At 66.6% G+C, this 13,140-nt stretch carries 11 protein-coding genes; 7 read left to right on the plus strand and 4 right to left on the minus strand.

Going from position 1 to position 13,140, the window contains the following annotated elements; all coding sequences use genetic code 11:
* The 3 genes from FKP22_RS08210 to FKP22_RS08220 all read right to left on the minus strand — a co-directional run.
* Positions 1-1,431, minus strand: a 1,431-nt coding sequence (locus FKP22_RS08210; RefSeq protein WP_141286859.1) for a GspE/PulE family protein, incomplete at its 3' end; no start/stop codon positions are given.
* A gap of 172 nt (positions 1,432-1,603) precedes the next feature.
* The gene (locus tag FKP22_RS08215; RefSeq protein ID WP_141286860.1) at positions 1,604-2,188 is read right to left on the minus strand and encodes a TMEM175 family protein; all 585 of its coding nucleotides are present in this window, start codon (positions 2,186-2,188) and stop codon (positions 1,604-1,606) included.
* Between the two features lie 49 nt (positions 2,189-2,237).
* On the minus strand, positions 2,238-3,038 hold the full coding sequence (locus FKP22_RS08220; RefSeq protein WP_141286861.1) for a hypothetical protein: 801 nt from the start codon (positions 3,036-3,038) through the stop codon (positions 2,238-2,240).
* Between the two features lie 189 nt (positions 3,039-3,227).
* Between FKP22_RS08220 and FKP22_RS08225 the strand changes: the two genes are divergently transcribed.
* Entirely contained in the window at positions 3,228-3,887 is a 660-nt protein-coding gene (locus FKP22_RS08225) for a hypothetical protein (RefSeq protein WP_141286862.1), read from the plus strand.
* Between the two features lie 21 nt (positions 3,888-3,908).
* Here the strand turns inward: FKP22_RS08225 and FKP22_RS08230 are convergent, their stop codons facing one another.
* Positions 3,909-4,601, minus strand: a complete 693-nt coding sequence (locus FKP22_RS08230) for a GntR family transcriptional regulator (protein ID WP_375140566.1) — start codon at positions 4,599-4,601, stop codon at positions 3,909-3,911.
* A gap of 144 nt (positions 4,602-4,745) precedes the next feature.
* On the opposite strand from FKP22_RS08230, the gene scpA reads away from it, so the two are divergent.
* From scpA to FKP22_RS08265, 6 genes are all read left to right on the plus strand, one after another.
* On the plus strand, positions 4,746-6,908 hold the full coding sequence (gene scpA, locus FKP22_RS08235) for a methylmalonyl-CoA mutase (protein WP_141286864.1): 2,163 nt from the start codon (positions 4,746-4,748) through the stop codon (positions 6,906-6,908).
* Positions 6,909-6,988: 80 nt separating this feature from the next.
* Complete coding sequence (locus tag FKP22_RS08240) at positions 6,989-7,456, plus strand: GNAT family N-acetyltransferase (protein ID WP_141286865.1); 468 nt, start codon at positions 6,989-6,991, stop codon at positions 7,454-7,456.
* Complete coding sequence (meaB, locus tag FKP22_RS08245) at positions 7,453-8,664, plus strand: methylmalonyl Co-A mutase-associated GTPase MeaB (RefSeq protein ID WP_141286866.1); 1,212 nt, start codon at positions 7,453-7,455, stop codon at positions 8,662-8,664. The genes FKP22_RS08240 and meaB overlap by 4 nt, the downstream gene beginning before the upstream one ends.
* Positions 8,665-8,710: 46 nt before the next feature.
* Entirely contained in the window at positions 8,711-10,243 is a 1,533-nt protein-coding gene (locus FKP22_RS08250; protein WP_141286867.1) for an acyl-CoA carboxylase subunit beta, read from the plus strand.
* Between the two features lie 276 nt (positions 10,244-10,519).
* Positions 10,520-12,622, plus strand: a complete 2,103-nt coding sequence (locus tag FKP22_RS08260) for an acetyl-CoA carboxylase biotin carboxylase subunit (protein ID WP_141286869.1) — start codon at positions 10,520-10,522, stop codon at positions 12,620-12,622.
* 4 nt (positions 12,623-12,626) lie between these two features.
* Positions 12,627-13,140: FAD-dependent oxidoreductase (locus tag FKP22_RS08265; RefSeq protein ID WP_211361338.1), on the plus strand; the 514-nt coding region annotated here is incomplete at its 3' end.

Consider the following 13,140-nt stretch of genomic DNA (forward strand, 5'->3'; position numbering starts at 1 on the left):
GGTGAGGGCATGTGGCTCGGCGCAGTGTTCGCACACGCCGCGCACCAGGCGCTGGGCGATCACGGCCTGCAGCGAGGTGGCGACCATGAAGGCCGGCACGCCCATGTCCAGCAGGCGGAACGGCGTGCTGATGGCGTCCTTGGTGTGCAGCGTGGAGAGCACCATGTGGCCGGTCATTGCGGCGCGCAGGCCGATCTCGGCCGTCTCCGGATCACGCATTTCGCCGACCAGGATCACGTCCGGGTCCTGCCGCAAACAGGCGCGCAGCACACGCGCGAAGGTCAGCTCGATCTTGTCGTTGACCTGCACCTGGGTCAGGCCCGGCAGCCGGTATTCCACCGGGTCTTCGACGGTGATGATCTTGTTCTGCTCGGCGTCCACCTCGGCCAGTGCGGCGTACAGCGTGGTCGTCTTGCCGGAACCCGTGGGGCCGGTGACCAGCACCATGCCGGAGACGCGGCCGAGGATCTCGGTGAAGCGTCGCAGCATCGCCGAAGGCATGCCGATGCTGTCGAGCCGGCGCACCGCGCTGTCCTGGCCCAGCAGCCGCATCACCACCGATTCGCCATGCTGGCTGGGCAGCGTGGACAGGCGCACGTCCAGCGTGCGGTCCTTCAGGCGCAGCGAGAAGCGGCCGTCCTGCGGCAGGCGCTTCTCGGAAATGTCCAGCGAGGCCATCAGCTTCAGGCGCTGCGTGAGGGCTGCGGCAATGCGCTTGTCGGCCTGCGCCTGGGTCTGCAACACGCCGTCCACGCGGTTGCGGATCAGCAGCTCGCGCTCCTGCGGCTCCAGGTGAACGTCGGACGCGCCGACGTTCACGGCGTCCTCGAACAGCGATTGCAGCAGCCGCACCACGGGCGCGGCTTCCTGGCCTAGGCTGGCCTGCAGCGTGCCGAAGTCCACCGCATCGCCCACGTCCTTTTCCAGCGCCTTGGCCAGGCCGGTGATCTCGTCGTTGCGGCGGTAGTGCTTGTCGAATGCTGCCGGCAGCTGGCTCTCGGCCGCCACCGCGATCTGGATCGGCTTGCGCAGCAGCCGCACCAGTTCGTCATAGGCGAACAGGTCCAATGGGTCCGCCACGGCCACGGTGCAGAACTCGCCCTTGTCTTCCAGCACGATGGCGCGGTGGCGCCGGGCGGGGGACTCGGGCAGCAGCTTCACCGTGTCGCTGCGCAGCGGGAAGGTCTTCAGGTTGACAAACGGAATGCGCAGCTGAGTGGCCAGGGCCTGTACCACCGCCTCTTCCGTCACCAGCCCACGCTCGATCAGCAGGCGACCGAGGCGCTTGCCCGTCTGCTTGCCTTCCTCCAGCGCCTGCTGCACCTGGGCCTCGGACACCAGCTTCTGCTGCACCAGCACGTCCCCCAGCCGCAGCTTGGGCGGCTTGGCAAAGGTGGTCGGGCTGGCGGGGGCGGTCGGATCGGCACTCATGGCAGGCAGCCGCGCGGGAAAAGCGCAGCGCAATGTCGGGTACCGAGGATGCTAGGAGCTGGGCGAGAAAGCGATGGATGGATGAAGCCGGGGTTCAAGGCCCAGATCGAGTCTTGCAACTTGCCAGCTGCTGGTTGTGCCGGTCACGGGCGCTTGGCCCCTGCCGCCAGGGTCAGGTCTCGGCGCTGTTGACCACCCGCTCGATGCGCCTGTCCGGCACCAGCCAGATCAGCGCCGACAGCACGTAGAACGACAGTGCCAGCCAGGTCATCCAGAACGAGGAGGCGATGCCGGCGATGTAGAGGAAGGGCGAGAACTTGCCTTTCCAGTCGCTGCCCAGCGCGCGCTTGAGCATGGACTCGTTGCCGTCCACCGACATGATGCAAAGCTGCAGCAGGTACCAGGCGACAGCGCACATCAGCAGCACGAAGCCGTAGACCGCGCAGGGCAGGGGGCCGAAGTGGTTCTCGCCCAGCCAGCCCGTGACAAAGGGCAGCAGCGACAGCCAGAACAGCAGGTGCAGGTTGGCCCACAGCACGCCGCCGTTCACGTGCCTGGCCGCGTGCAGCATGTGGTGATGGTTGTTCCAGTAAATGCCGACGTAGATGAAGCTCAGCACGTAGCTGAGGAACACCGGCGCCAGCGGCAGCAGCGAAGCCAGGTCTTCGCCGTGTGGCACCTTCAGCTCCAGGACCATGATGGTGATGATGATGGCCATCACGCCATCGCTGAAAGCTTCAAGCCGGGTCTTGCCCATCGTGGGTTCCTTGTGCTGGTTCGATTGATGGCGTGAGCATGGGCGGGCGTCAGTCGCACCAGGGCGTTTGCACCACGGCCAGCAGCTTGCCGTCTGCGTCCCGGTGGCGCAGCCAGCCGGTGCGCAGGAAGGGGCTGGGCTTGGGGTCCAGGCCGTTGCCCTTGGCGGACCAGGCCCAGGTCTCGGCGAGTTGCATCCACAGGCCGTCCGGCAACTTGGCAAAGGCCAGGACCTGCACTTCGCGCGACCAGTGGTCCGACGCCTCCTGCCCGCGCAGCGTGGCTTGCAGCTTGGCGCGCGGGGTTTTCTTGTCCTGCTGCTGCATGAAGGCCAGCACGGCCTTTTCGCTGGCGGGCGTGGACTTGACCGGCTCGGCCTTGGGGTTGTGCGCGACGAGCAAGGGCGCGTCTTCGGGGTTCACCAGCTCGCCGCGGCGGCCCATGGCCATCACCGGGGTGCCGCTCTGGCCGTCGCTGGTGTCGACCTGCAGCCAGACCGGCTCGCCGCTGGCGTTGCGGGTCTCGACGCGAGGGGCGGTCGGGTTGCCCCACAGCGGCACGTAGGCGTATTCGTCCTGGCATTCGCCGTTGAAGGTCTTGATCTCTTCGCAGCGCAGCGGCTTGGCCGGCTGGCCATCGCGGGTCCAGGTGGGCACGGCGTCCTGCGCGGCGGGCTTGGCGCCAGCGTCCGGGCCTTGCGCCCAGAGCTTGTGGGCGCGCACGTAGCCGGTCGCGCTGGTGCCGATCAGCTTGGCTTCGGGCCAGCAGGCGGAATCGGCGATGGCGCTTGCGCAAGGCAGGGCCAGGGCGAGCACGAGGAGCAGGGATGAGCGTTGAGGTTGGCGTGACATGCGCGGCAGCATAGCGGGGGATCGGGGTTCGGCCACGCTGGGGCAGGCCTGGTGTTCAGCTTTAGGGGGGTTGGCTGGTGGTGTGCCGGCAGCGTCCTGCCCGCTGACAGAATCCCCCCGCGCCGCTTTGCGGCGGCGCCCGAGGCCGGTGTTCGCCGGTCCGGCATTCCATCAAAGGGAGAAAAATTCATGAACGGTTTCCAATTGAAGTCCGCCTGCCGATGGCTGGGCCTCGCAGTGGCTGGGCTGGCCTGTCTGCCCGCCATGGCGCAGACGGCACCGCAGGTCTACCTGGAGCGTGGCCTGGTGCTGCCCACCGGCAACGTGATGCACGCCTACCGCGTGCCCATCACCGACTCGACCGGCAAGCTCGCCTATTGGGACCTGACGATGACCGTGACGGCCAACGATGCCGGCAAGCCGGTCAAGGTCGACGTGGTGTCGGTCAAGTCCATCAAGGTCAACGGCAACAACTTCGTCGCCGGCACCTACAAGAATGCGCTGGGCGAGGTGTGCAGCGTGGCCACGTCCATCCTCAGCAGCGGGCGCCAGCAGGCTTCGATGAGCTGCAACGCGGCGAATGGCTATGTGATCAGCGGCAGCTGGACCAGTGGCGCCATTGCCGGCCATCCGTTCGAGCTGGACCTGCTGGCCGCCGGCATCGACAAGATCCCCAACCAGACCGACTACAGCTGGGGCGAGGTGGGTTACGCGAACGGCACGTTCTGGGGCTGCGCCAACACCGGCGAGATCCTCAGCGCGGTGCAGGCCGGTGACCAGCTGACGCTGAGCGGCTACAACAGCAGCAACAGCCAGGCCTGCGGCATCACGTTCACGCTGCAGCCTTGAAGCACCGGCCGCCGCCGGGGCTCAGTTTCCCGTTGCGGCGGCCAGGCCGTTGGAGAAATGGCGCTGCATCAGCGCCGCAGCGCCTGGCGCATCACGCCGCTGCAGTGCCGCCACCACTTCACGGTGCTCCGCCAGCGACTCCTCGATGCGGCCCTGCTTGAACAGCGAATGATGGCGGTTGAGCTTCATCATCTTGCGCAGGTCGTCGACGATCTGGATGGTCCAGCGGTTGCCCGCAGCGGCCAGCAAGGCCATGTGGAACTGCTCGTTGGTGCGGAAGAATGCGTCGCGCTGGCCGGTCTGGCTTTCCAGCCGGTCGTGCAGGGCCTGCAACTCGGCGAGTTGCGCGTCGCTGGCCTTGCGCGCCACCTGGGCTGCAGCGTCGCTCTCCAGCAGGCCCAGCAGGTGATAGACCTGGTTCACATCGGCCACCGACATCTCGGTGACATAGGCGCCGCGCCGCACCTTCATCGTCACCAGGCCTTCGACCGCCAGCACCTTCAGTGCCTCGCGCAGCGGCGTGCGGCTGATGCCGTAGTCGACCGCCAGCTTCTGTTCGTCGATCCAGCTGCCGGGCTCCAACTCGCGGTTGAAGATCTGCTCGCGCAGTTTTTCTGCCACCTGCTGGTACAGGGCCCGCGGGGAGAAGAGGGTGGCGGTGTCGTCAGCGGTCACGGTCGAATCGGTCAGCGATGGAAAGAGGTCAGGGCGCACGGCGGACCCAGGCGGGCCCGGCGGCGTTGCGTACGCAAATCTCACGCCTGCTTGAATATTGCATCCATAATTATGAATCACGTATGATGGAAAACGTGGACCCGCGCTCATCTGCGCTCATGGCGGGCCCCGTCTGGAGCCCGCATGTCGTCAAGTTCTTCGCCCGAGTTCAAGCCTGCCAGCCTGTCGCAATGGGCGCAGGCCGCTGCCAAGTCCGCGCCGAATGGCAACGTGGAGGCCTTGAACTGGCAGACGCCAGACGGCATCACCGTCAAGCCGCTCTACACCGCGGCCGACCTGCAAGGCCTGGCCTACACCGACACGCTGCCCGGCTTCGAGCCCTTCCTGCGCGGCCCTCAGGCCACGATGTACGCAGTGCGCCCGTGGACCATTCGCCAGTACGCCGGCTTCTCCACCGCCGAGGCCAGCAATGCCTTCTACCGCAAGGCGCTGGCCGCCGGCGGGCAGGGCGTGTCGGTAGCCTTCGACCTCGCCACCCACCGCGGCTATGACAGCGACCATCCGCGCGTGACCGGCGACGTCGGCAAGGCGGGTGTGGCGATCGACTCGGTCGAGGACATGAAGATCCTGTTTGACCAGATCCCGCTGGACAAGGTGTCCGTCTCGATGACGATGAATGGCGCGGTGCTGCCGGTGCTGGCCGGCTACGTGGTGGCCGCCGAAGAACAGGGCGTGGCGCAGGACCAGCTCTCCGGCACCATTCAGAACGACATTCTGAAAGAGTTCATGGTGCGCAACACCTACATCTACCCGCCCGAGCCGAGCATGCGCATCATCGGCGACATCATCGAGTACACGGCGAAGAACATGCCGAAGTTCAACTCGATCAGCATCTCCGGCTACCACATGCAGGAGGCCGGCGCGAATCAGGCACTTGAATTGGCCTTCACGCTGGCGGACGGCAAGGAGTACGTGAAGACCGCCATTGCCAAGGGCATGGACGTGGACGACTTCGCCGGCCGGCTCAGCTTCTTCTGGGCCATCGGCATGAACTTCTACCTGGAGATCGCCAAGATGCGTGCGGCGCGCCTGCTGTGGTGCCGCATCATGAAGGGCTTCAATGCCCAGAAGGCCAAGAGCCTGATGCTGCGCACCCACTGCCAGACCTCAGGCTGGAGCCTGACCGCGCAGGACCCGTACAACAACGTGGTGCGCACGACAGTCGAGGCCATGGCCGCCGTCTTCGGCGGCACGCAAAGCCTGCACACCAACGCGCTGGACGAAGCCATTGCGCTGCCCACCGAATTCAGTGCCCGCATCGCCCGCAACACCCAGCTCATCATCCAGGAAGAGACGCACATCACCAGCGTGGTCGACCCCTGGGCAGGCAGCTACATGATGGAAAAACTGACCCAGGACATGGCCGACCAGGCCTGGGCCATCATCGAGGAAGTCGAAGGCATGGGTGGCATGACCAAGGCCGTCGCTTCCGGCTGGGCCAAGCTGAAGATCGAAGCCGCCGCGGCCGAGAAGCAGGCCCGCATCGACTCCGGCGCGGACGTGATCGTTGGCGTCAACAAGTACAAGCTCGCGAAGGAAGACGCGATCGAGATCCTGGACATCGACAACGTCATGGTGCGCGAGGCCCAGGTCGAACGCCTGAAGAACCTGCGCGCTGCACGCGACAGCGCCAAGGTTGAGGCCGCGCTGGCGGCGCTCACTGCCGCCGCCGAAAGCGGGCAGGGCAACCTGCTGGACTTGAGCATCCAGGCGGTGCGCCTGCGCGCCACGGTGGGCGAGGTGAGCGACGCGCTGGAGAAGGCCTACGGCCGCCACCGCGCCGACATCCAGAAGGTCACCGGCGTCTATGCCGCGGCCTATGACTCGGCCGAAGGCTGGGAGAAGCTGCAGAACGAGATTGCCGCGTTTGCCGAAGAAGCCGGTCGCCGGCCGCGCGTGATGATCGCCAAGCTCGGCCAGGACGGGCACGACCGCGGCGCCAAGGTGGTGGCCACCGCGTTTGCCGACCTGGGCTTCGACGTGGACATGGGCCCGCTGTTCCAGACGCCCGAAGAGTGCGCCCGCCAGGCCATCGAGAACGACGTGCATGCGGTGGGCATCTCCACGCTGGCGGCGGGGCACAAGACGCTGGTGCCGGCCATCGTGGCCGAGCTGAAGAAGCAGGGCGCGGACGACATCATCGTTTTTGTCGGCGGCGTCATCCCCGCGCAGGACTACGGCTTCCTCTACGACGCCGGCGTCAAGGGCATCTACGGCCCAGGCACGCCGATCCCCGTCAGCGCCAAGGACGTGCTGGAGCAGATCCGCGCTGCACAGTCCGCCTGAGCGGTTTGATCGACACTGATTGACTGACCGCCGGCCAGCGCCCGCACTCCGCGGACCGCCGTCGCCCCAAGGACTGCTGTATGACGCTCCCCCCTGTTCCACCCGCCGGCTCACTGTCACTGGCCCCGGCTGGCGAAGGCGATTTCGAGGCCTTGCTGTCGCTGCGCCTGGCCGCCATGCGCGAAAGCCTGGACAAGGTGGGCCGTTTCGACCCGCAGCGCGCCCGCGAGCGCCTCTCGCGCGGCTACCTGCCGGCGTACACGCGGCACATCCTGCGCAGCGGCGAACTGGTTGGCTTTGTCGTCGTCGTGCCGCGCGAGCATGACTGGCTGCTGGACCACCTCTACATCCATCCCAGCGCGCAGGGCGAAGGCATCGGTTCCTGGGTGCTGTCGCAGGTGCTGAACGAGGCAGACGCGCAGCACAAGGCCGTCAGCGTGACCGCCCTCAAGCACAGCGACGCCAACCGCTTCTACCTGCGCCACGGCTTCGTGCTGCAGGCCGAAGGCGAGTGGGACCTGTACTACCTGCGCTCGGCAAGACCATGACCCCCTCCCGTAGCGCCTGCGGCGCTCCCCCCCAGGGGGGCGCTGCAAGCGGACCGGCAGAGCCGGATCCGCCGCAGCCGCTGGATTGCGCGACGCCACGGGATGGATCGCTGCCGGCGGCCGATGCCCTGCTGTTGGCGCAGGTGACCACGGGCGATGCAGCCCAGCAGCGCCGCGCCATCGCCAAGACCATCACGCTGCTGGAGTCCACCCGCGCGGACCACCGGCTCCGTGCGGACGCATTGCTCAACGCCTTGCTGCCGCACACCGGCCGCTCGTTCCGGCTTGGCATCTCCGGTGTGCCGGGTGTCGGCAAGAGCACTTTCATCGAGGCGCTGGGGCTGCACCTGATTGCCCTGGGCCATCGCGTGGCGGTGCTGGCGGTGGACCCATCTTCCAGCGTTTCCGGCGGCTCCATCCTGGGCGACAAGACGCGCATGGAGCAGCTCAGCGTCAATGAGTCTGCCTACATCCGCCCCAGCCCCAGCAGCGGCACGCTGGGTGGCGTGGCCGAGCGCACGCGCGAGGCCATGCTGGTCTGCGAGGCGGCGGGCTATGACATGGTGATCGTCGAGACCGTGGGCGTGGGCCAGAGCGAAACAGCAGTCGCCGGCATGACCGACATGTTCGTGCTGATGCAGCTGCCCAATGCCGGAGACGACCTGCAGGCGATCAAGAAAGGCGTGATGGAAATCGCCGACCTGGTCGTCATCAACAAGGCCGACCTGGACGAAGCCGCGGCCACCCGCGCCCGCGCGCAGATCAGTTCGGCGCAGCGCCTGTTCCACGGCCACGGCATGGCCCATCCGGCGCCGGGCGCGCCGGAGGAAACGCCGGGCCGCCCCAAGTTTCCTCCACCCCCTTGGGGGGCGGCCGGAGCGCAGTCCCGGCCTGGGGGCACCATTGAGCAATGGCAGCCCACCGTGATCCAGCTCAGTGCGCTGAAAGCCCAGGGCGTGGACACTTTCTGGCAGACCGTGCAGCGCTTCCGTACGCTGCGCGCCGCGGCCGGCCAGATCGCGGCGCGCCGCCAGCGCCAGGACGAGTCCTGGATGTGGGAGCGGCTGGACGCCGGCCTGAAAGCCCGCTTCCGCGCCCACCCTGGGGTGCGAGAACAACTGGCACCGCTGACTGCTGCGGTGCGCGCCGGCCAGGTGGCTGCCTCGGTGGCTGCGCGCCGCCTGCTGGACCTGCTGGACACGCGCTGATCTCACCATCTTTCCAGATACCCGAACGAGACAAGAGGACGACCCCATGCAAGACATTCAGCAACGGCTGGAAGACCAGCGCCAGAAGGCCCGTTTGGGTGGCGGCGAGAAGCGCATCGCCGCACAGCATGGCAAGGGCAAGCTGACGGCGCGCGAACGCCTGGAGCTGCTGCTGGACGAAGGCACGTTCGAAGAGTGGGACATGTTCGTCGAGCACCGCTGCACCGACTTCGGCATGGCCGACAACAAGATCCCCGGCGACGGCGTGGTGACCGGCTACGGCACCATCAACGGTCGCCTTGTGTTTGTCTTCAGCCAGGACTTCACCGTCTTCGGCGGCGCACTCTCTGAAGCGCACGCCGAGAAGATCTGCAAGGTGATGGACCAGGCGATGAAGGTCGGCGCGCCTGTCATCGGGCTGAATGACTCGGGCGGCGCGCGCATCCAGGAAGGCGTGGCCTCGCTGGGCGGTTATGCGGACGTGTTCCAGCGCAACGTGATGGCCTCCGGCGTGGTGCCGCAGATCAGCATGATCATGGGGCCCTGCGCTGGCGGCGCGGTCTATTCGCCGGCCATGACTGACTTCATCTTCATGGTGAAGGACAGCTCGTACATGTTCGTCACCGGCCCCGAGGTGGTGAAGACGGTCACGCACGAAAGCGTGACGGCCGAGGAGCTGGGCGGCGCGCTCACCCACACCGGCCGCAGCGGCGTGGCCGACCTGGCCTTCAACAACGACGTGGAAGCGCTGCTGATGCTGCGCCGCTTCTTCAACTACCTGCCGCTGTCCAACCGCGAGAAGCCGCCCGTGCGCCCCAGCGGCGATCCCGGCACGCGCATGGACCTGTCGCTGGACACGCTGGTGCCCGAGAACCCGAACAAGCCCTATGAGATGAAGGAGCTGATCCTGAAGGTGGTGGACGACGGCGACTTCTTCGAGCTGCAGCCCGACTACGCGGCCAACATCGTGATCGGCTTCGCGCGCATGGAAGGCGCAACGGTCGGCATCGTGGCCAACAACCCGCAGGTGCTGGCCGGCTGCCTGGACATCAAGAGCAGCATCAAGGCCGCGCGCTTCGTGCGCTTCTGCGATGCGTTCCAGATACCGGTCGTCACCTTCGTCGACGTGCCCGGCTTCATGCCCGGCACCTCGCAGGAGTACGGCGGCATCATCAAGCACGGCGCCAAGCTGCTGTATGCCTACGCCGAATGCACGGTGCCCAAGATCACCGTGATCACCCGCAAGGCCTATGGCGGCGCCTATGACGTGATGAGCTCCAAGCACCTGCGCGGCGACGTGAACTTCGCCTGGCCGAACGCCGAGATCGCGGTGATGGGTGCCAAAGGCGCCGTCGAGATCATCTTCCGCGAAGACAAGGGCGACCCGGCCAAGCTCGCAGCCAAGGAAGCCGAATACAAGGCCCGCTTCGCGAACCCCTTCGTGGCCGGCAGCCGCGGCTTCATCGACGACGTGATCCAGCCGCACGAGACCCGCAAGCGCATCTGCCGCTCGCTGGTCATGCTCAAGGACAAGCAGCTCGACAACCCGTGGCGCAAGCACGGCAATATTCCTCTGTGAAGGAGACGACATGACCGTAGCTCGTGATGTCCTAAAGCAATGGGTGATTGATGCCTTGCAACGTAGCGGGGGTGAAGCACATCTGATCTCTGTGGCGCGGGACATCTGGACGCATCACGAATCCGACCTTCGCGAAGCAGGAGATCTATTCTTTTCGTGGCAGTACGACATGAGGTGGGCGTGCACTGCCTTGAGATCAGAGGGTGTTGTTGAGCCGGCATCCAAGTCGGGTGTCTGGACACTCGCAATTGCTGCGAATACGTAAGGTGTTGAGCGATGTTTAAAAAGATCCTCATTGCGAACCGGGGCGAGATCGCCTGCCGCGTCATCAAGACCGCGAAGAAGATGGGCATTGCCACCGTGGCGGTGTATTCCGAGGCGGACAAGGAGGCTCGCCACGTGGCGCTGGCTGACGAGGCCGTGCTGCTGGGCCCGGCGCCTTCGCGCGAGTCCTATCTCGTGGCCGACAAGATCATTGCCGCAGCCAAGGCCACCGGTGCCGAGGCCATCCACCCGGGCTACGGCTTTCTGTCGGAGAACGAGGCGTTTGCGCGCCGGGTCGAGGAAGAGGGCCTGGTGTTCATCGGGCCGAAGCATTATTCGATTGCCGCGATGGGCGACAAGATCGCCTCGAAGAAGCTGGCGAAGGAAGCGAACGTCAGCACCATCCCCGGTTGGAACGAAGCGATCGACACGCCCGAGCAGGCGGTCGAGATTGCCAAGGGGGTGGGCTACCCGGTGATGATCAAGGCCAGCGCCGGCGGCGGCGGCAAGGGCTTGCGCGTGGCCTTCAACGACAAGGAAGCCTTCGACGGTTTCTCGTCCTGCCGCAACGAGGCCCGCAACAGCTTCGGCGACGACCGCGTCTTCATCGAGAAGTTCGTCGAGGAGCCGCGCCACATCGAGATCCAGGTGCTGGGCGATTCGCAGGGCAACGCGGTGTTCCTGTGGGAGCGCGAATGTTCCATCCAGCGCCGGCATCAGAAGGTGATCGAAGAGGCGCCGTCGCCCTTCATCAGTGAGGAGACGCGCCAGGCCATGGGTGCGCAGGCGGTGCAACTGGCCAAGGCGGTGAAGTACCAGAGCGCCGGCACGGTGGAGTTCGTGGTCGGCAAGGACCAGAGCTTCTACTTCCTGGAGATGAACACCCGGCTGCAGGTGGAACACCCGGTGACCGAGTGCATCACCGGGCTGGACCTGGTGGAGCAGATGATCCGCGTGGCGGCCGGCGAACCGCTGGGCTTCACGCAGGCGGACCTCAAGCGCGAGGGCTGGGCCATCGAGTGCCGCATCAATGCCGAAGATCCGTTCCGCAACTTCCTGCCGTCCACAGGTCGGCTGGTGAAGTACCAGCCGCCGGCCACCGCACTCGAACAGTCGGTGCAGACGCTGCAGGGCCCTGCCTACGAGGGCGGCTTCGGTGGCGAGAACCTGTCGACGAACACCTGGGGCGGTGTTCGGGTGGACACCGGCGTCTACGAAGGCGGCGAGATCCCGATGTTCTATGACTCGATGATCGCCAAGCTGATCGTGCACGGGCGGGACCGCAATGACGCGATTGCCAAGATGCGCGAGGCGCTGAACGCGTTCGTGATCCGCGGCATCTCCAGCAACATCCCGTTCCAGGCCGCGCTGCTGGCGCACCCGAAATTCGTCAGCGGCGACTTCAACACCGGCTTCATCGCCGAGCACTACGCCCACGGTTTCCGCGCCGAGGACGTGCCGCACGACGAGCCCCTGTTCCTGGTGGCGCTGGCGGCCTTCGTGCGCCGCAAGGCCCGCGAGCGCGCAGCCGGCATCACCGGCCAGTTGCAGGGCCATGACGTGGCACATGCTGACGAGCTGGTCATCGTGCAGCTCGGCGAGCAAGGCCAACATGTGCACCACCCGGTGGCGCTGGGCGAGTTCGATGCGGCCAAGGGCACGCTGGCCGTGACCGTCGGTGGCAAAACCTTCCAGATCCAGAGCCACACCAAGCTCGGCGACGTGCTGATGGTCGGCACGGTGGACGGCAAGCCCTTCAGCGCACAGATCGAGCGCAGCCCGGCGCGCCAGCCGCTGGCGCTGCGTGTCTCGCACAACGGCACCGCCATTGACGCGCTGGCGCTGTTGCCGCGTGCCGCCGAGCTGCTCAAGCTGATGCCCTACAAGGCGCCGCCTGACCTGTCCAAGTTCCTGCTCTCGCCCATGCCCGGCCTGCTGGCCGAGGTCTCGGTGGCCATCGGCCAGAAGGTGCTGGCCGGCGAGAAGCTGGCGGTGATCGAGGCGATGAAGATGGAGAACATCCTGGTTGCCACGCAGGACGGCATCGTCAAGGACGTGCTCGCCAAGAAGGGCGACAGCCTGGCGGTGGACCAGTCCATCCTGGCCTTCGAGTGAGGCAGTGCTGAAGTCCTCGGGCCAACTGAAGGTCGCGGTCGTCGGCGCTGGCGTGGCCGGTTGCGCGGCGGCGGTGTTGCTGCGCCGCGCCGGCCATGCGGTGCAGGTCTTCGAGGCAGTGGCGGAGCCGGCGCCGATTGGTGCAGGCGTGCTGCTGCAACCCACCGGTCTGCAGGTGCTGGGTCAGCTCGGCTTGCGGGACGAAATGGTTGCGCTCGGCGCCGTGGTCCACCAGCTGGTGGGCGACACCGCCACTGGCCGCAGCGTGCTGGACATGGACTACCGCTGCCTGGGTCCAGAGGTGCACGGCCTGGGCGCGCAGCGCGGCGCCTTGATGGGCTTGCTCTGGCAGGCGCTGCGGGCCAGCGGCGCCGATTGGCACTGCGGCGTGGCGGTGGATGGGTTCGCGCAGGACGATGCGGGTGTGACGCTGCGCCAGCGCGAGCGAGAACTCGGCCGCTTCGACCTGTTGGTGCTGGCCAACGGCACGTTTTCGCAGTTGCGCCGCCAGCTCACGG

The organism is Ideonella azotifigens, from assembly GCF_006519715.1.
GTDB classification, from domain to species: Bacteria; Pseudomonadota; Gammaproteobacteria; order Burkholderiales; family Burkholderiaceae_C; genus Ideonella; species Ideonella azotifigens.